This window comes from Fontimonas sp. FW305-C-3, from assembly GCF_058783185.1.
This window is the reverse complement of record NZ_JBYSYK010000002.1, coordinates 1,031,813-1,049,683: the sequence shown is the minus strand read 5'-3', so window position 1 is coordinate 1,049,683 and position 17,871 is coordinate 1,031,813. Positions and strand designations below refer to the sequence as shown.

General features: G+C 64.5%; 14 protein-coding genes and 1 tRNA gene. 5 read left to right on the top strand and 10 right to left on the bottom strand.

The genetic code is table 11. The features are described 5' to 3' along the window. Positions 1 to 48: 48 nt before the first annotated feature. Positions 49 to 480, bottom strand: coding sequence for a pyrophosphatase (locus AC3WUF_RS11180; protein ID WP_492425459.1), 432 nt, complete (start codon positions 478 to 480; stop codon positions 49 to 51). 137 nt (positions 481 to 617) lie between these two features. Here AC3WUF_RS11180 and AC3WUF_RS11175 point away from each other — a divergent pair, with 137 nt between their 5' ends. Further along, positions 618 to 1,034 carry a hypothetical protein gene (locus AC3WUF_RS11175; RefSeq protein WP_492425457.1) on the top strand — a complete coding sequence of 139 codons (417 nt, stop codon included), beginning with the start codon at positions 618 to 620 and terminating at the stop codon, positions 1,032 to 1,034. Between the two features lie 12 nt (positions 1,035 to 1,046). Here the strand turns inward: AC3WUF_RS11175 and AC3WUF_RS11170 are convergent, their stop codons facing one another. The 3 genes from AC3WUF_RS11170 to AC3WUF_RS11160 are packed head-to-tail and all read right to left on the bottom strand — an operon-like array spanning position 1,047 to position 4,366. Next, a complete protein-coding gene (locus AC3WUF_RS11170) occupies positions 1,047 to 2,270 on the bottom strand; it encodes a TCR/Tet family MFS transporter (RefSeq protein ID WP_492425455.1) in 1,224 nt (407 codons plus the stop codon). 55 nt (positions 2,271 to 2,325) lie between these two features. Next, complete coding sequence (locus tag AC3WUF_RS11165) at positions 2,326 to 3,219, bottom strand: alpha/beta hydrolase (protein WP_492425453.1); 894 nt, start codon at positions 3,217 to 3,219, stop codon at positions 2,326 to 2,328. Positions 3,220 to 3,232: 13 nt separating this feature from the next. Further along, entirely contained in the window at positions 3,233 to 4,366 is a 1,134-nt protein-coding gene (locus AC3WUF_RS11160) for a Gfo/Idh/MocA family protein (protein ID WP_492425451.1), read from the bottom strand. A 314-nt stretch (positions 4,367 to 4,680) separates the two neighbouring features. Here AC3WUF_RS11160 and AC3WUF_RS11155 point away from each other — a divergent pair, with 314 nt between their 5' ends. Together AC3WUF_RS11155 and AC3WUF_RS11150 are read left to right on the top strand one after the other, a co-directional pair. Further along, positions 4,681 to 6,099 (top strand): LVIVD repeat-containing protein, encoded by a 1,419-nt coding sequence (locus AC3WUF_RS11155; RefSeq protein WP_492425449.1) that lies wholly within the window; start codon positions 4,681 to 4,683, stop codon positions 6,097 to 6,099. A gap of 169 nt (positions 6,100 to 6,268) precedes the next feature. Beyond that, positions 6,269 to 6,904: a methyltransferase gene (locus AC3WUF_RS11150; protein WP_492425447.1), complete on the top strand. Its 636-nt coding sequence runs from the start codon at positions 6,269 to 6,271 to the stop codon at positions 6,902 to 6,904. A 15-nt stretch (positions 6,905 to 6,919) separates the two neighbouring features. Here AC3WUF_RS11150 and AC3WUF_RS11145 read toward each other — a convergent pair whose 3' ends face one another. The 4 genes from AC3WUF_RS11145 to AC3WUF_RS11130 form a co-directional block, all read right to left on the bottom strand. After that, a complete protein-coding gene (locus tag AC3WUF_RS11145; protein WP_492425626.1) occupies positions 6,920 to 8,401 on the bottom strand; it encodes an EAL domain-containing protein in 1,482 nt (493 codons plus the stop codon). Positions 8,402 to 8,583: 182 nt separating this feature from the next. Beyond that, positions 8,584 to 9,516 carry an alpha/beta fold hydrolase gene (locus AC3WUF_RS11140; RefSeq protein WP_492425445.1) on the bottom strand — a complete coding sequence of 311 codons (933 nt, stop codon included), beginning with the start codon at positions 9,514 to 9,516 and terminating at the stop codon, positions 8,584 to 8,586. Beyond that, positions 9,517 to 10,890 (bottom strand): MFS transporter, encoded by a 1,374-nt coding sequence (locus AC3WUF_RS11135; RefSeq protein WP_492425443.1) that lies wholly within the window; start codon positions 10,888 to 10,890, stop codon positions 9,517 to 9,519. It lies immediately after the preceding gene. A gap of 28 nt (positions 10,891 to 10,918) precedes the next feature. Then, a complete protein-coding gene (locus AC3WUF_RS11130) occupies positions 10,919 to 13,222 on the bottom strand; it encodes a TonB-dependent receptor (RefSeq protein ID WP_492425441.1) in 2,304 nt (767 codons plus the stop codon). A gap of 179 nt (positions 13,223 to 13,401) precedes the next feature. Here AC3WUF_RS11130 and AC3WUF_RS11125 point away from each other — a divergent pair, with 179 nt between their 5' ends. Further along, positions 13,402 to 13,983, top strand: coding sequence for a TetR/AcrR family transcriptional regulator (locus tag AC3WUF_RS11125; protein ID WP_492425439.1), 582 nt, complete (start codon positions 13,402 to 13,404; stop codon positions 13,981 to 13,983). Between the two features lie 106 nt (positions 13,984 to 14,089). On the opposite strand, the gene AC3WUF_RS11120 is transcribed toward AC3WUF_RS11125, so the two are convergent. Continuing rightward, positions 14,090 to 14,227 (bottom strand): hypothetical protein, encoded by a 138-nt coding sequence (locus tag AC3WUF_RS11120; RefSeq protein ID WP_492425437.1) that lies wholly within the window; start codon positions 14,225 to 14,227, stop codon positions 14,090 to 14,092. Positions 14,228 to 14,402: 175 nt separating this feature from the next. Further along, positions 14,403 to 14,477 (bottom strand) — tRNA-Val (locus AC3WUF_RS11115). 344 nt (positions 14,478 to 14,821) lie between these two features. Between AC3WUF_RS11115 and AC3WUF_RS11110 the strand changes: the two genes are divergently transcribed. Next, complete coding sequence (locus AC3WUF_RS11110; protein ID WP_492425435.1) at positions 14,822 to 17,860, top strand: TonB-dependent receptor; 3,039 nt, start codon at positions 14,822 to 14,824, stop codon at positions 17,858 to 17,860. Positions 17,861 to 17,871 lie beyond the last annotated feature (11 nt).

Genomic DNA, 17,871 nt, shown 5'->3' with positions numbered 1-17,871 from the left:
TGCCGCCTGCGTCAGCCGGTGGGCAGGTCTGCCCACCGGCTCGGCGCCTTACTTCGCGGCCATCCGCTGCGCCAGCAGCTCGCGAATCTTCGGCTCGGGCTTCCAGTAGCTCGGGCCCTTGAGGAATTTGCCGTTGGCGTCGTAGATCGGATTGCCGTCCGCGCCGAGCTTGCTTTCGTTGCTGTCCATGATCAGGTCGAGCACCGCTTCCAGCGGCAGGCCGTACTTGAGCGCTTCCGAGCGGCAGTAGACGATGATGTCGCCGAGCAGATCGGCGATCGCCACCGCCACATCCAGCGAGCTGGCGCCGCTCTCCTTCAGCGCGACGATCTCGTCGATCTCGCTGACCTCGTCGGAAATCGTCGCCTTGAACTTGCGCAGCCGGTCGGCGACGTCGTCAGGAATCGCCGGCGCATCGTTCGCGGGCAGTCGGTACATCGAATTCATCAGTGCGATGCGCTGGGCAAAAGCTGCGTTCATTGCTAGTCCTGTGGGGCCGTTCGGGCGCGGGTGCGCCGGGAGGCGTACTGTAGCCGCAGTTCTCCCGCGTTGGCGTTTTGCACGATGGGGCCATTGAAGCGGCCGATCGAGGCCGGCTGTCCGACATGGCGCGAAACATGCAGGACACATTGCGACGATTGATTCACTCGGTTCAAATCGCGATCGGTGCGGCGACGATGATTTCTCAGACGCTATTCATGTTGAACAGGGCTGCGATTGCAACAGCCATTGCCATGGCGACCGTCCTGGCGAGTTCGGGAGCGGCACTCGCCGGCGGGCGGATGGCGCATGAAACGCCGCTGCCGCCGATGTCGACGTTGTTGAAGTCGGCTCCACTTGAAACATCGCGGCCGTTCTTTGCAGCGCTGCCGACGGATCTGTGGGATCGTCCGTTCGTCTACAAGCGGACCGCCGAGTCGATCGTCTTCTACTCGACGGGCCCGAACGGCGTCGACGACGAAGGCCGCGGCGACGATTTCGCGCCGAAGACGCTGGACGAGTATTTCCGCGCCCGGAAAATCAGGCTCTTCTAGACGGCGCGCGCGTCAGCGCGCAGGCCGCGCCGCGCGCCAGGCGATCGCCGCGGCGATCGTCATCAGTGCCGCCGCCAGCACGAACGGCGCGCCCGGCGCATGCACTGCACTTTGCGGATCGATGAAGTGCGCGTAGGTCAGGCTGAAGATGATCGGCCCGATCATGCCGGCGATGCCGATCAGCGCCGCATTGGCGCCCTGCAGCAGGCCCTGTTCGCTGGGCAGCACGCGCTGCGTCATCAGGCTCTGCACCGCGGGGTTCGCGAAACCGGCGAGCGCCATCACCGGAATGCCGCACAGGAACAGGACGCCGGTGGGCGACAGGCCGAAGATCAGGAAGCCGGCGATGCCGATCAGCAGGCTGAACAGCAAGGCGCGCCGCTCGCCGAGACGTTTGACGACCGGCCCCGTGAGGCCGCCCTGGACGATGGCCGAACAGACGCCGACGAAAGCCAGCGTCAGGCCGATCGCGTGGGCGTCCCAGCCGTAGCGATAGCCCATGTAGAGCACGATCACGGTCGGGTAGACCACCTGCGCCAGCTGCGCGAGGAAGTTGATGCTCGCCATCGACATCAGCTCGGTATGCGAGCGCAGCAGCTTGAGCGCGCCGACTGGATTGGCCTTGCGCCAGGAGAACGGGCTGCGATGTTCGGGCGGCAGCGATTCCGGCAGGACGAAGTAGCCATAGGCGGCGTTGATCAGCGCGAGCACCGCGCCGGCCCAGAACGGCAGATGCGGATCGATGTCGCCGAGCACGCCGCCGAGCGCCGGCCCGATCACGAAGCCGACGCCGAACGCGACACCGAGCATGCCGAAAGCCGCGGCGCGTTTTTCCGGTGCGGTGACGTCCGCGATATAGGCGCTGGCGGTGCTGAAGTTGGCGGCCGTGATGCCGGAGATGACGCGACCGACGAACAGCCAGGCGAGGCTCGGCGCCATCGCCATCAGGATGAAGTCCAGGCCGATGCCGGTGCAGGACAGCAGGATCACCGGGCGACGTCCGTAGCGATCCGACAGCGCGCCGAGGATCGGCGACGCAAAGAACTGCATCAGCGCCCAGGCTGTCGTGAAGATACCGAACACGCGGGCGCCATGCGCGCTGTCGCCGCCGGCGAAGTCGGTGACCAGGCGCGGCAGGACCGGGATGATGATCCCGAACGAGATGATGTCGATGCAGACCGTGATGAAGATGAAGATCACGGCTGCGCGGCGCGCACCGCCCTGGGGCGCAGGCATGTCGGTCATGGTTGGAGTGAGGGTCACGCGGGCGCGCAGTATAAGTCCGCGAAGATCAGTGCAGATCGCACAGCCAGCGCGCGATCTCGGCAACCGCTTGCCGATGCGCCGCGCCCGGCATGACGCCGACGAATCCGTGTTGCTGTCCGGGGTAGATGCTCACCTGCACATCCGTGCCGGCGTCGCGCAGCCGCCGGCCGTAGTCGACGCCCTCGTCGCTCAGGACATCATGCTCGGCGATGATCATCAGCGTGCGCGGCATCCGGCTCAGGTTCGCCGTGTGCAGCGGCGTCATCAGTTCGCACGAGCTGTCCGCGCGGTTCCAGGCCGGACCCTTGCGCAGGTACAGCGACCACAGGTGTTTCATGCGCTCGATCGTCAGCGAGTACGGCGGGTTGCCGTAGGTCTGGTAAGACGGCCAGCTTGCCTCCGCGCAGTAATCGACGGCGGGGTAGATCAGCACCTGCCCCTTGATGAGATCGGGATGTGTGGCACGCGCCTGCTGCGCGGCGATCGCCGCGAGGTTGCCGCCGGAGCTGTCGCCGCAGATGACGAGCCGCTGGCCGTCGCCGCCCAGGCGCGCAGCGTTGTCCTTGATCCACTGCAGGCTGGTGAGACAGTCGCGGACCGCGGTCGGGAATGGATGCTCCGGCGCGAGGCGGTAGTCGAAGGCGACGACGATGCGCTGGCTCTGCACGCAGAGATCGCGGCACAGCGCATCGTGGGTTTCGAGGTCGCCGCGTACCCAGCCGCCGCCATGGAAGAAGTGCAGGATCGGCAAGGGGCCCTGGCCTTGCGGCCTGTAGATGCGCACGCGAATCCTGCCGCCTTCCACCGGCATCTTTTCATTCGCGACTGTCAGATTGGTGGCGCGCTGGCCGCGCCACTTCAAGCGGATGAACTGGCGGATGGACCAGCGTTCGAAAGCGGTTTTCAGTTGAGCGGGCATGTGGGTCGTCCCTTCACAGCGCCGCGGGGCGTTCGACGGTGGATGCGATCTTCACCGCCTGGCCGCTCGCGGCAGACTCCTCGATGGCGAGCAGCACTTCGAGCACGTGGATGGCCAGGCTGATGTCGGTGCGCGGCACCAGGCCGCGTTCGACCGAGAGCACCAGGTCGATGAGCCCGAGCCCGCGCGGTCCGCCGAGCGGCTTGAATTGGTTATCCAGTTCGTCGTCTTCGCGCTGTCCTTCGGCAGGTGCCCATTCGGCGTTTCGTTTGCTGATCTGCAGCGTGCCGGTGAAGAAGTTCGGGTCCGGATTCAGCAGCGTTCCTTCCTCGCCGTACAGCTCGATGGGCTGGCGCTGATGTTTCCAGACGTCCCAGGACATCGTCAGCGAAATATTGGCGCCGGATTTGAAGAGCAAGGCGCCGTTGTAGGTCGTCGGCACTTCGACGTCCAGCATCGTGCCGGCCAGCGGTTTGCTGCTGATCAGCCGCTGGGTGGCCGGCATCGACGACAGCGCGACGACGCGGTCGACCGGTCCGAGCAGGTTCACCAGCTGGGTCACCGGATAGATGCCGACATCGAGCACCGGGCCGCCGCCGGGTTGATAGAAGAACGCCGGGTTGGGATGCCAGTGTTCCATGCCGTGCGAGGCGACCGTGAGGGCGCCGCCGACGATCTTGCCGATCGCACCGGCATCGATCGCCTGGCGGGCCAGCTGGTGCGGACGCCCGAGGAAGGTGTCCGGTGCGCAGCCGACGCGCAGGCCGCGCTCCGCGGCGATGCGCGCCAGCAGCCGCGCTTCGTCCAGTGAAGTGGTCAGCGGCTTTTCGCTGAAGACATGCTTGCCCGCTTCCAGCGCGCGGCGGCAGATGTCGAAGTGCGCGTTCGGCGGCGTCAGGTTCAGAACGACCTTGATCTCCGGATCGGCCAGCAGTTCGTCGACGCTCACCGCCGTCGTCCCGAACTTGCCGGCCTGGACCTTGGCACTCGCGCCCGTCGCGCTGGCGCATGCCTTGAGATAGACGACGCTCGATTGGGCGATCGTCTTCATGAAGACGTTGCTGACGACGCCGCAGCCAATGACGCCAACCGCCACCGCGTCTGCCTGCCGCCCCTGCGCAGACGCTTCCACACGCGCAAACGACATGCGCACTCTCCAGTCACCAGGAAGGTAAAAACTCGTGCGGGGATCGATCCGGATTCCCCGTGGGCTCTGCCGGCCCGCTGCGACTGTGCGCAAGCCCGCCGCGGATGTCTATCAAAAAGAGGACAGGAACGGGCGGGTCGAACCGGTCGAGGCTGTCACTCTTTTGACAGTCGACATCTCTGAAAGGGTGCACCCTCGCTGAAGCCTCCGCATTCGCCGGCCTGCCGGTGGAGAGCGGACACGCATGCGGCGCGAGGCCTTCAAGCCTCGCTGCCGGATGACGAAAAAAAGCGGTATCGCGAGAGGAGAAGACTGTGAATCGCCAAATCCTGTGGGTTGGCCTGTCCGTGTGCGTCCTGAGTCTGGGTCTTTCCGCTTGCGGCAGATCGGATCCGGCCGCCGCCTCACCGGCGTCGCCGCCACCGCTGGCCGGCAGCGCGCCGCCTTCGACGCCCAAGGCCAGTTGCGGTCCGGGCTCGCGGCCCGAGCCTGGCCTTCAGGGCCGCCTGTCGCAGGCGGATATCGACAGCGGGCTGGCGCTGCAGGGCATCCGCTGCAATACGGAAGTCGTCGGCTCGTACACGACGCCGAACAGCATCGCGACCGTCGGCGGATGGAAGGTCGAGCGCTACGTGGATGCCAACGGCCGCGAATGCGCCTATTACGATTCCTCGAACATTTTCCCGCTCGGCGTGTTCGACCGCGCAGTCGGCGTCAACGTGCTCGACATGAGCGATCCGTCGAAGCCGACGTTGACGGCCCAGCTCGTCACGCCGGCGATGATGTCGCCGCATGAGTCGCTGATCCTCAGCCAGGAGCGGGGACTGCTGATCGCCGTCAACGGCAATCCGGCGTTCGGGCCCGGTCTGGTCGACATCTACGACCTGACGCAGGACTGTCGCCAGCCGGTCCTCAAGTCGATCTCGCCGGTCGGCTCGTTCGGACACGAGAGCGGCCTCTCGCCGGACGGGCGCACTTTCTTCGCCGGCACGCCGTTCACGCCGACGCTGACCGCGGTCGATATCGAGAACCCCTCGCTGCCGGTGCCGATCTGGATCGGCCCGATGACCTCGCATGGCGTGTCGGTCAGCGCGGACGGCACCCGGGCCTACGTCGCCGATACCGGCGGCAAGGTGAAAATCCTCGACATCTCGCAGATTCAGCAGCGCGTTCCCAACCCGAAGGTGACGACCCTTTCCGAGCTGAGCTGGGACAACGGCAGCATCCCGCAGAACGCGGTGCCGATCACGATCAAGGGGAAGCCCTATCTGGTCGAGTTCGATGAGTTCGGCGCGGCGTCATCGGTCGGCGCCGGACGCATCATCGATCTGTCGGATGAAACCAGGCCCAAGGTCATTTCCAACCTGCGTCTGGAAGTCCACCAGCCGGAGAACTTCGCCGCGATCGCAGCCGATCCCGGCGCCGGCGACACCGCCTTCGGCGGATATTCCGCGCATTACTGCGACGTGCCGACGCGCGTCGATCCGCCCATCGTCGCCTGCAGCATGATTCTTTCCGGACTGCGCGTGTTCGACATCCGCGATCCCTACCATCCCCGCGAAGTGGCTTACTTCAACGCCCCGCTGGATGGCGGCGCCTTCGGGCCCGAGCCCGGCAAGGGCGGAGCGCTGTCCAAGCCCGCGTTCGCGCCGGAGCGCAAGGAGATCTGGTACAGCGACTCGAACACCGGATTCTTCGCGGTCCGCGTGACCAATGGGGCCTGGCCGGACTGACAGGGCGGTCCCGCCGCTCACGGCGACCTGCCGTTCCTTCGCTGTCATATTGCTGCAGGGAGTTTGTCGAAGAATTGCCAAGGTCGGCTGGCGCGCCCGTCACGTGATAGGCAGTGACGACCGCCGTCGTCCCGGGAAGCTCCCTACAGACATTCGCCAGCCATTCTGCTTGAACTCCACGACCTGCATTGCCCTTCTGATCGCAGCCGTCCTGCTCTCTGTTGAGCGACTCGCCTACGTCTACATCTGGCACTACCCAGCGGCCTTCCGATACGCCTGCGCGCGTATGCGCATCGCGGAGAATCCGGTGAGCGGGCTAGAGCGCCTTTTCTATGGCTTCAAGCTGATCCAGATCGGCGTGTTTGCCGCTTGGATTCTGGGGTTCAGCGGAGGATTTCCCCCACTTGGCGACGAACCGATCGCATTGGCGGTTGGCGGCCTGCTGATCGTCGGCGGGCAGGCTTTGAATTTCGGTGCGTTCTGGCGACTGGGCCGCATCGGTATTTTCTACGGGATACGCTTCGGCCACAAAGTGCCGTGGTGTACCCAGTTCCCGTTTTCGCTCGTCAGTCATCCGCAATACGTCGGCACCGTGCTCAGCATCTGGGGGCTCTTTCTGGCCTGCCGCTTTCCGCATGCCGACTGGCTGCTGATTCCCTTGCTGCAGACCTTGTACTACGGTGCCGGGTCTTTCTTCGAAAGGGCCGGGACGAAACCGGCAGCGGACGTGGCAGCGGATGCCGCTTTCCTCGTTGGGGCTCAGCGCTCTGCATGGGCCGATCCGGACGCTCCGAAGTCACACTGACAATCGTCGGGCGATTCAGCTCACCGCCGCGCTCGTGCTGGTGTTCGCGGCCAGGCGGTCGAGGAACTCCGCCATCGGCAGTGCGCGGGTATACAGCCAGCCTTGCGCATAGCGCACGCCACGGACCCGCAGGAAGTCCGCCTGCGCCTGAGTCTCCACGCCCTCGGCGATCATCTCGAGCCCCAGCGCGCGGGCCATCTCGATGATCTGCAGCACGACCTTGCTGGTTGCCGCGTCGGTGCCGATCGTGTCGACGAAGGCCTTGTCGATCTTCAGATAATCGAACTGGAAGGTTTGCAGGCTCGCGATGCTGGAGTAGCCGGTGCCGAAATCGTCGATGGCGATGCGCACACCCTGATTCCGCAGGGCGCCTATGACGGGTGAGACGAGTTCCGATCTGCGCAGCCCGCGTTCGGTCGCCTCGGCGACCAGGAAGCCGTCGTTGCTCTGCATCTGCTGCGCAAGGGCGGCGAGCAGCGAGACGGTCTCGGGCGATTCGAGATCGCCGGCGGCGATGTTGATGCTGATCCCGAAGCGCGGGAATCTGCGCACCAGCTCCTGTGTATCGCGGCTGACGAGCTGGACGACGCGTGCGGTGATCTGGCGGATCAGTCCGGCCTCTTCGGCGACCGGGATGAACAGGTCTGGCCGCACCAGTTCGCCGGTAGGACGGCGCCAGCGGATCAGTGCCTCGGCTCCCGCCCATTGGCCGGTCGTCAGGTCGACCAGGGGTTCGTAGACCATCAAGAACTCGTCGCGTCGCAGAGCGGCCCTGATCAGCTTCGGCAGCGCGAGCTGCGAGATCGACAGCTGGTATACCGCGAGCACCAGGATCAGGCCGGCGACGATGCCGATCGGCACGAGGATCCGCGTCGCCCGCGCAGCGGGATCGCCGGCGTACTTCAGGTCCAGCGCCGCGATGGCGCCGATCAGATAGCGCTCCGAGTAGCGGCGTGCAACGACGACATCTCCGTCGACAAAAACACCGGCGCCTTGCCAGGCTCCGCGGTCCATCCATTCCGGCTTGATCGCGCCGCTTGCGGTCAGGATGCTGTTTCCCTTGGTCGAGAAGCTCGCCAGCACTCCGGCGGTGGCGCCCATGCCGATGTCGATCGGCAGCGACTTGTGGACGATCGCGGCATAGCCGTCACGCTCGACGACGAGAAACGCGGTGTCCGGCACAAAGGGCAGGCGCAGATTCTCGCGAACACGGACGTGCTCGGTGGCAACATCCGGCGGTCCGAGATCGACCTGGATGCCCTGCAAGCCGAACGACGAACACTCCAAGCGGTTGTCGCGAACCCGGCCGATCGCCTGCAGGTAACTCGACGCCAGGTCGATGCGCCGCATCAGCGTGATCTGTTCCTCGCTGCAGATGCGGTCCGCCGGGGTCTTGGCCAGCAGGCGGAAACCCTGGTCGATCTGGTCCGACGTTGCCTCCGAGCGTTGCAGCACGTCGGTGGCATAAGTCGTCGCGCGGTCCTTGAGCGCCTGCAGACCCTGCTGATCGGCGAAGTAGATCGCGCAGGCGATCGGCAGCGCGATGGCCGTGGCGGCGATGACGAGGGTGACGACGGTGGCGAGCGGCTTATTCAGGTTCCCCCCTGAGCTGATCGAATCTTAACCCTGCTCGGGGGGACTGCGCAGCGCTTTCGACTTCAGGCCGGATGTGGAGCCGGTCAAGACGGGCGGAGTGGCGTATAGAGGGTTCGCTGCGCCCCCGCGGCGGCGACGATCTCCAGCCGTTCCAGAATCCTGTCCGGCTCCGAAAGATGACCGCCTCGATTGACGATCGCCGTCGCGCCGCGGACGTTCTCCGCGAGCCAGCGGCCATGGCTTGCCGGTACGTTCACATCTTCCAGGCCGTATTCGATGATCACCGGCACCTGTGTGACTCGCGGATCGAATCCCCAGTCGCGAGTGATCGCCACGAAATCATCAACGAATCCCCAGTAGCCGCGGCGCAGTGATTCCAGCATCGTCTTCGCGATGGCCGCGCCCTGCTGGCGCATGATCCTGTCATCGGCTTCGGGCAATTGCATTCTCCCGAGCATCGAATGAGCGCTGTTTTTGATGGCGGCGACGGCTTCGTCGAGCTCCGTGGAGAAGTCTCGATGCACTTGGTCGCGCGAATTTTCTGCGGACTCGAAGCGCCGGATATTTTCGCGATCCATCCCGGAGAAGAACTCGGCGTCGCTCAGCAGGCACCGCGGCGCGACACCGACATTGCAGTAAACCAGGGTAGTGCGTGAAGCGAGCGTGGCGGCCATCGCCAGGGCGTGAGGACCTCCGCCGGAAGTACCGATGATGCCGGCGCGTTCGACGCCGGCGGCGTCGAGCACTGCCTCGATGTCATCGACGGCGTCACGGATATTGCGGCCGGGCAGCGGATCCGAAGCACCGTATCCGGGTCGGTCGTAGCTGATCTGGCGAATGCCGCGTGCCGCCAACGCTGCGGAATCCGCGTACCGCGAGAGACGGCAGCCCGGAGAGCCGTGCAGCACCAACACCGGCCGACCATCGGGCGCGCCGTTTTCGGTCCATGCCAGTTGCCTGCCATCTGGGCAGCGCAGCATGCGGGGCGCCGTGACATCCATAGCCAGGGTGCCCATTCAGCGTGCTTTCGCCAAGGCGGCCTCGCGGGCTTCCCTGCTGATCGGCAGTACCCATAGCAGCGCGCCGGTCATCGCGATGCCGGCGCCCGGCAACCACGCGACGACCCACTTCAACGCCGACACGGCCCGCGGCGTGAGATCGTCGCCCGACTGGCTTGCATCAAAGCCGAAGTAGCCGAGCAACAGCAGGCTCGCGCCGGCGGCCAGGGCGCCGCAGCCCTTGACCACCTGGCCCTGCAGCGACATGTAGAGGCCGGCGCGCTCGACGCCGAATTTCTCGCGGCCGTAGTCGATGACGTCGCCCATGATCACCGGCGCTGCCACCAGAGTGGACAGCAGACCGAAAGCGACGACGCAATTGATGATGGCAACTGCCGTCATGCCGGAGTCGGGCGGCACCAGTCCCAGGCTGGCATAGGAGAGGCCGGCGATCAGCATGCCAGCGGCCCATACGCGCTGGCGCGGATAGCGCTGCGCGAGGATGCCCCAGACCGGCAGGCCCAGCATGCTGATCGGGATGGACAAGGCCAGCACGGCGTTGACCTCACCGCTCAGTCCCAAGTAGTTGGTGAGATACAGCAACAGCACGGCGGCAGGCAGTCCACCCAGAAAGGCGGTCACAGCGATGCATCCCAACAGCTTGAGCAGCGGACCGTTGCCGACGACGGACGGCCAGATCAGTTTGAGACTCTCGGGTGCAGTGACTGCCCGCGCCTTCTCCAGGCCCGGCCTGCGATCCGGCATGCGCCACAGCGTGAGCAGGATCGGCAGTGGCAGTAGTACCGCAATGAAGATGGCGGTGAGCCGCAGCATCTGCATGTTGGGCTCCGCGGTTGCCAGCCAACCCAGTGCTTTCCCGATGGGCCCCACCGCGTAGAACAGGATGGCGCCGAGTACGGTGCAGAAGGCAACCCAGGTGACGATACGCGCACGGTGCGTGGCTTCGGGGGCGTATTCGAGGGTCCAGGCCTTGTAGGGAATTTCGATCAGCGACCAGCCGATGTTTGCCAGCAGGAACCAGCCTGCGTAGTAGGCGATGCCGATCTCGACCGGCGGCCGGAACAGAAACCAGATCGCAATGATCGACAGCACCATGCCGGCGGCGATCCACAGCTTGCGGCTGCCGCCGCGCCGCCAGCTGCGATCGGAATGAAAGCCGATGAGCAGGTCGCTGCACAGATCGAGCAGGCGTACTGCCAGCAAGGCGCTGCCAAGAGCGGTGAGCGTCAGGCCCGATTCCTTGGCGTAGATGCCTTGCAGCAGCGATTGCGCCGGTGCCTGCATGAAGGCCTGCAGGATGGCGGGCAGCGCGAAGATGAACAACAGGCCCCGACTTAGAGGGAATGCCGCTGAACTTGTCGACGTGTTCATGGGGTTTGCCGGATTCGCGTGCAGGGTTTCATTGGAACTCGAAGGTCAGGCGCAGATTGATGGTGCGCGGACGGATGTAGTTCCAGGTTGCCGCCGGGCCTACCGGTAGCGAGCCCATCGGCACCAGGCGGCCGACGACGCCACGCTCATCGGTCAGGTTCGCAATTCCTAGGGTCAGCGTTGGCGTCCAGCCGGCATCGGGGCGCGCGATGTTGAGGTTCAGGCCGAACGTGCCGAAATCGAAAATCGAATACGAATGCTCGAGGTTGCCGTAGGCCTCGCCCCATTGCGCATAGCTCAGAGATGCGCCGCCGATCCAGCCGCCGAAGTATGTGCTGTAGGCCAGAGTTGTCGAAGTCTGCACCGCAGGCACCGCAGGCAGTTCGGAGCCGGAAGGAATCACCACGCCGCCCTGCTCGTATTCTTCGCGGGTGCGCGCATCCGTATAGGAGGCGTTGATATAGAGCGCCAGCCCCGGCAACGGGGTGAGCCACGAGAAGCTGCCTTCGGCGCCGCGGATACGGACCTCGCCGACGTTGTCGACATAAGGGTCGTTGGAAACCTGTCCGCCGGTGTACTGCTGCAGTTGGGCTTCGCTCCACTGGATGTCGAACAGCGCAACGTCAAGTCGCAGGGTGCGATCCAGCCAATCGGTGCGCAGGCCGATCTCGCGGCTCCACAGCACGCTGGAATCGTAGCTGGTCGGGATCGGCACGCCGGTCGCCGGATTCTCGAAGGACAAGGGTGCGACCGTGGTGTTGACTCCGCCGAACTGGAAGCCGCGCGCGATCGTTGCGTAAGCCATCAGGTTCGGACTCGCCTTGTAGCTCAGCGAGAATTTCGGGCTGAAGCCGTCTTCCTCCTGGCCGACGGGATTGCTGTTGGACGGCACTGTGCCCAGCGCGCTGGTGTATTGCACGCCGCGTAGCGAGGTCGTGTAGCGGCGCACGCCGGCGGTCAACTCCCAGTGTTCGCCGAAGCGGCGCGTCAGCTCACCGTAGAACGCAGTCTCCTCGGCGTCGAGCGGATCGATGTCGGACTCCAGCACGGTTAGCGGACCTACGAGGACGCCCGCATGCACACTAGCCTGGTAGTCGCGCCGGAACACGCCGGCGATCCAGTCCCAGCGGCCGCCTTCGGCCGAGACCAGCCGCAGTTCTTGGCTGTTGCCGTGGGTGTCGTAATCGAAAGGTGCGTGGATCGTCGCGATGCCCAGTTCCGCTGGCAGGCTCAGGTTGGTATCGACATCGCCCCGGGAGCGCTTGTTCTGCCAGTTGCTTTGCAGCACCAGCGTGCCGAGACTGTCGAAGTCGTAGCGCAGATCCAGGCTGGCCAGGCTGAAGCCGAAGTCGATATAGCTGGGGCCGACCTTGTAGTCGTTCTCGAAGCGGCCGTCCGGGTTGTCGGCAAGGAGCGCATCGTCGGAATGCGACTGCTGTTTGATGCCCAGCAGGTTCACGCTGAGCTTGTCCGTCGGCTCCCAGCGCAATGCAGCGCGTCCGGTCCACTTGCGGCGGCTGTCGGCATCTTCGACGCCACGCTGCAGGTTGTCGTGCAGACCCGGCGCGTTTTGCAGCACGCCGGAGACGCGCAGCGCGGCGTAGTCGCCGAGTGGGGCATTTGCCGCAAGCGCATAGGTCTGATCGGCGCCGCCATCCTTGACGCTGACGCGGTCGACGAATCCACGGGCCAACCAGCGGCCAAGCTCCGGCTTGTTGGGCGCATAGCGGATCGCGCCGTTGAGCGCCGAGGCGCCAAAGGTCGTGCCCTGCGGGCCGCGCAGAATCTCGACGGTCTCGAGGTCGAAGGGGTCGAGATCGGGTGCACCGAAGTTGCCGAAGGGATCGTTCATCGGCACGTCGCCAATGAACTGCCCCATCGTCTGATTGCCCAGGCCGGTGTAGGAGCCAGGTCCGACTCCGCGCACTGTCAGGTTGCGCCCGCGCGCTTCGCCATACTCGCTGTCGACCAGCGTGACGCCGGGCGCCTGCATCAGGTAGTCCTTGATATCGCGGGCGCCGACCTTCTCCAGTTCCTCGCCGCGCAGCGCGGTGATGCTGACCGGAATCTCGCGCGCGGTTTTCTCGCGCTTGGTCGCGGTGACAACAATATCGTCGAGCTGCTGCAGGCCAGCGTCTTGTCTAACCGGGCCAGCTTCATCTGCAGTTTGCGCTGCCCTGAATTGCGGAACGGCAATCGTGTTCAGTGGTAAGGCTGCACTGGCCGCCTCCGCTGCCCCCGCCGAAGCTTCAGGTTCGGCCGCTTGGGCCGCCGCCTCAGATGAAGGATCGCCGGGCGCTTGAGCTTGCGCTGTAGCTAGAACCGCTGCCATCAGGAATCCGGATAGCCACCGCCCGCCCTGCAGCTGCATAGAAGATTTCATCGATTCGCGGTCCGAGGAAGGGTTTTTAATAAAAACTGAGCGCTTGTTTTTTTATTTATAATGGTCGACCATCGAAAAAGCAAACGGGAGCGGGAAACGAGGCCATGCCAAAGCGGGACGACGCCCACATGGATGCACGCCGGAACCAGATCATCGACGGTCTGCTCGCCAGCGTGCGAAAAAAGGGGTTGGCCAACACCTCGACGCAGGATGTGGCCGCCGCCTGCGGCATGAGCGTCGGCTCGATCTATGTGCACTTCAAGAGCAAGGACGAGATCCTGCATGCCGCGACCCGCCGCTCCAATCAGCGCCTGGAAAGCGGCGAGTTCTACGAGCAGTTCGGCGACCCGAGGGAATTCCTCAAGGTTATGGAGCGGCTGTTGCGCTATTTCGATCAGATGGCGAACGACCCCATCCATGGCGCGGACCTCGAGATCATGCTGATGGCACGCCACGATCCGATTCTGCGCAGGGAGATCGAGATCAACCAGCGGGCCCGGTTTGATTTCGTCCGCAGCTGCGCTGTCCTGCTGCCTGGGGCGCAGCTACTCGATAAGAAGACACTCGACGTTTTCACCGCCACCGTCGCCGCCCTCATGTCAGACGCAGATCAAAGGTCGCTCACTGGCACCGACGTGCAGCGCGTATTGAAGATGGCGGCGATTCGCCAGCTCGTGCAGAACCTTCTCTCTACGAAGCGCCTCGCCTGAGGATTCCAGGATCGTTGCGAATGGCCGCCCTGGACTCCCTGTCCGGTGATCGATCGCGTTGCGCGCTGGGCTTCAATGACTCCGGATCACTCGTCCCTTGGCTGCTCTAGCGGTTGGCATCGAGGAAGCGCCCGAAGGCTTCCTTCGCAGTATTGCGTTCCAGGCCCACCAGCGATCGGATGAATACGGTCAGCGGCCGATCCGCGCCGTAGGTCTTCTCGAACCGCTCGTGGCTCTCGACCACTTCGGACTCATCGGCAAAGCGTTCCAGCTCGGCCAGATCGGTCGGCGTCAGCGGCTTGTTGTGCCTCCCGAACGTGGGTTCCAGTCAGATGTGCCACCGTGGCATTGGGGTGGTCTTAGACATTCAGAGCGCAACAAAAAAGGAGTCAGGCTTTCACCTAACTCCTTGATTTTATTGGTGGACAGTACAGGGCTTGAACCTGTGACCCCCGCCGTGTGAAGGCGATGCTCTACCACTGAGCTAACTGTCCTCGGGGGGCGGCATGATAGAGAGGACCGCCGCCAGCGTCAACGAAAGGCGGCGCCCGCAGATCAAGGCGTGATTTCTCCGCCGCGCAGCTGTTGAGGCGCGCTTCGGTCATCAAACCGTCGCCGCGCTGTTACATCGGCGTAACTGCTCTGCCACATCCCAGTCGTAGCGTGCGACCTACCGGCCTGCCTGTCTCGGGCCGGTATCGCGCATGGCATGTCCGTCACAGGTTCAAGGGGAGAACCTGCACCGAGATATCGCCGTGGCGACCTGCGCGCAGGTCGTCGGATGCCTGCCTTTCACCCCGACCCAGTGTTTTCAGCAGCGGCATCCGCCAGAACGACGATGAAACGCACTCTTGTCCGCCTTTTCGCCACCCTCACGCTGCTGTGCGCCGGAACCGCTCACGCGGCCGAGCTGCTCGTCAGCACCTTCTACGAGAGCAATCCCTTCAAGGGGCTTGAGATCGAGCTTGATGGCCGCAGTATCGGCACGACCAACGAGCAGGGCGAGGTGCTGGCGCCGATCGTGTCCGGCGACCATACGCTGCGAGTCCTCGAGAACGGCGCCAGTCTGGCCGAATACAGCTTCACGTTGGCAACGGATCAGGGCGCGGATCTGAGCATCGGCTTCACCGATTTCAAGAAGCCGCCGGAGTTCAAGCTGGCGGCCTACGACGCCGGCCAGGGCAGCGAGGCGGCAGCGGCGGATGGCGCCGTCGGCACCGTCACCGGCACGGTCAGCGACGTCAAAGGCAACGTGGTTGCCGGCGCGGTTGTTCGCATCGAACAGCTCGGCACCGAAGTGCTGACCGACGAAGCCGGCAGATTCGAGATGCAACTGCCGCGCGGCGAATACACGCTGCAGATTTCGCATCCGGAGTACCGGCCCGCCACGCGCGAGGGCCTGCGGGTGGCCGCCAATGTCGGCGTCGCGGCCGACGTTGTTCTGCCCAGCACGGCGGCTGGCGACAAGCCCGCCGGCGGCAGCGACGTGACGCAGATCGACGAAGTCGTCGTCTTCAGCAACTACAAGCCGACGCGCAGCACCACCGCGCAGGAAAAATATTCGGCCGCGGTCATCGACGCGGTCAGCATCGAAGACATCCTGAGGTCCGGCGACTCGGACGTGGCGGCAACGCTCAAGCGCATCGTCGGCGTCTCGGTGACCGGCGGTCGTTATGCCGTCGTCCGCGGACTCGATGGCCGTTACATCGCCGCGACGCTCAACGGCAACCTGATGCCGAGCACCGATCCGTTCCGTCGCGACGTGCAGCTGGATCTGTTCCCGTCGGACATCCTCGGCGGCATCGAGATCCAGAAGACCTTCTCGGCCGACCTGCCGGGCGACACCACCGGCGGCATCATCAAGATCAACACGCGCGACATGCCGGACAGCTACGAGAACAGCCTGTCTCTGGCGCTCGGCTACACGACCGGCGTCACCGGCGAAGATCTGCTGAGCTACGAGGGCGGCGGTACCGACTGGCTCGGAATCGACGACGGCTTCCGCGAACTGCCGGGCGCGCTGGATGCCGCCAGCAACGGCGGTCTGGATTTCAGCGTCTGCCAGGTTGCGGGGCAGGAAGGCTGCGTGCCGCGCGACGTGGCCGTGCAGCTCGCGACGAGCCTGCCGAACGTCTACAACCCGCGGTCGGAATCGGTAGGCCCGGATATCGAGATTGGGTACTCGCTCGGCAACGTCTTCGAGCAGCAGGACGGCAAGCTCGGCGTGTACGGCGCGGTCTCGTACGACCAGTCGACCGAGTCGCGCCAGGACGCGTTCGTCGACGATCTGGTGCAGCGTTCGAACTACAGCAAGGATCAGTACGCCACGCTGCTGAACGCCTATCTCGTCGCCGGTTATGAAGCGACGTCGGGCTGGAGCGTGCAGAGCAGGACGATCATCCTGCGCGACACCGAGAACACGACGACAGTCGACCGCGGTGTCAAGAAGCTCGAGGACGCCAACTTCTCGCGCACAACGCTGGAGTGGGTCGAGCGTCAGTTCCTCGCCCAGCAGTTCCAGGGCAAGCAGACCTTGTTCGGCGGCCTGCACAAGCTGGATTGGCGCCTCGGGCTTTCGCAGACCAGCCGCGATTCGCCGGACCGCCGCAGCTACGAATATCTCGGCGACTTCCTCGCGATCTCGACGGTCGAGCGCAGCTACTCGGACCTCAGCGAAGACGGTCTGGACCTGGGATTCGACTACAAGATCCCGGTGACCTTCAGCGATCTGGTTGCGGGAGACATCAAGTTCGGCGCGCTCAGCAACACGCGCGATCGCGAAGTCGAACTCGTCCGCATCGGCGTTCGCGAGGGCAGCGCGCCGATCGCGCTCAATCAGGATCTCGAAACTCTGTTGAGCGCCGAGAACTTCGCGGCCGATGCCTTCCGTCTTCGCGGCGCATCGGCCGGCACCGACTCGTATGACGCCGATCAGGAATCCGTCGGCGCTTATCTGTCGTCGGAGCTCAACGTCGGACAGGCGCTGACCTTCGTCGCCGGCGCTCGCTACGACAGCTACACCGTCGATCTCGATTTCCCGAATTCCACCGAAGAAGCGGTCCAGCTCGACTCCGACGAAGTGCTGCCGGCTTTCGCGGCGATCTATCACCCGAGCGAGTCCCTGCAGTTCCGCTTCGGCTACAGCGCGACGGTGTCGCGGCCGAACATCACCGAACTGGCGCCTTCGCGTTTCTACGACGAGAACGACCGGCTGTTCATCGGTTGCCCGCTGTGCAAGTCGTCGACGATCGACAACTTCGATCTCCGCGGCGAGTACTACTTTGCCGAGAAGGACAGCGTCTCGCTGGCGCTGTTCTACAAGGACATCACCGATCCGCTGGAGGTGTCCGTCGCCGACGCATCCGGCTCGGCGAGCGATGCGCTGACCTTCCGCAACAACAAGGGCGCCAAGCTGGCGGGCGTCGAGATCGATCTGAACAAATCGGTCTACGCCTGGAACGACTTCGGCATGACGATCGGCGCCAACATGTCGTTCATCGATTCCGAGATCGAACTCGATGAAGTCGGCGAGCGCCTAGAGATCGATCCGAAGCGCGATCTGCAGGGCCAGTCGCCGTACCTGGCGAACTTCCAGATCAGCTTCGAGCATTTCCTCTGGCGCCAGACGCTGACGCTGGTCGGCAATTACTTCGACGATCGCATTGACCGCGTCACGCGCAACCAGCCGGCGATCTACGAGGCCGGCCAGTTCTCGCTGAATCTGAACTACGAAAAGATTTTCGCGAACGAGTCGAAGGTCAAGCTCAAGGTCAAGAACCTGCTCGACGCCGAGACCGAATACACGCAGGGCGGCAACACGATCGAGAGCTACTCCAAGGGCGTCGAGTTCTCCCTTGGCTACTCGGTGAATTTCTGATGTCCGCCGTA

Excerpts from the sequence above, each read along its gene's own strand:
- AC3WUF_RS11160 (WP_492425451.1), bottom strand. The coding sequence starts at position 4,366 with ATGTCGTTTGCGCGTGTGGAAGCGTCTGCGCAGGGGCGGCAGGCAGAC.
- AC3WUF_RS11175 (WP_492425457.1), top strand. The coding sequence starts at position 618 with ATGCAGGACACATTGCGACGATTGATTCACTCGGTTCAAATCGCGATC.
- AC3WUF_RS11125 (WP_492425439.1), top strand. The coding sequence starts at position 13,402 with ATGGATGCACGCCGGAACCAGATCATCGACGGTCTGCTCGCCAGCGTG.
- AC3WUF_RS11110 (WP_492425435.1), top strand. The coding sequence starts at position 14,822 with ATGAAACGCACTCTTGTCCGCCTTTTCGCCACCCTCACGCTGCTGTGC.
- AC3WUF_RS11170 (WP_492425455.1), bottom strand. The coding sequence starts at position 2,270 with ATGCCTGCGCCCCAGGGCGGTGCGCGCCGCGCAGCCGTGATCTTCATC.
- AC3WUF_RS11140 (WP_492425445.1), bottom strand. The coding sequence starts at position 9,516 with ATGGGCACCCTGGCTATGGATGTCACGGCGCCCCGCATGCTGCGCTGC.
- AC3WUF_RS11180 (WP_492425459.1), bottom strand. The coding sequence starts at position 480 with ATGAACGCAGCTTTTGCCCAGCGCATCGCACTGATGAATTCGATGTAC.
- AC3WUF_RS11165 (WP_492425453.1), bottom strand. The coding sequence starts at position 3,219 with ATGCCCGCTCAACTGAAAACCGCTTTCGAACGCTGGTCCATCCGCCAG.
- AC3WUF_RS11130 (WP_492425441.1), bottom strand. The coding sequence starts at position 13,222 with ATGGCAGCGGTTCTAGCTACAGCGCAAGCTCAAGCGCCCGGCGATCCT.
- AC3WUF_RS11135 (WP_492425443.1), bottom strand. The coding sequence starts at position 10,890 with ATGAACACGTCGACAAGTTCAGCGGCATTCCCTCTAAGTCGGGGCCTG.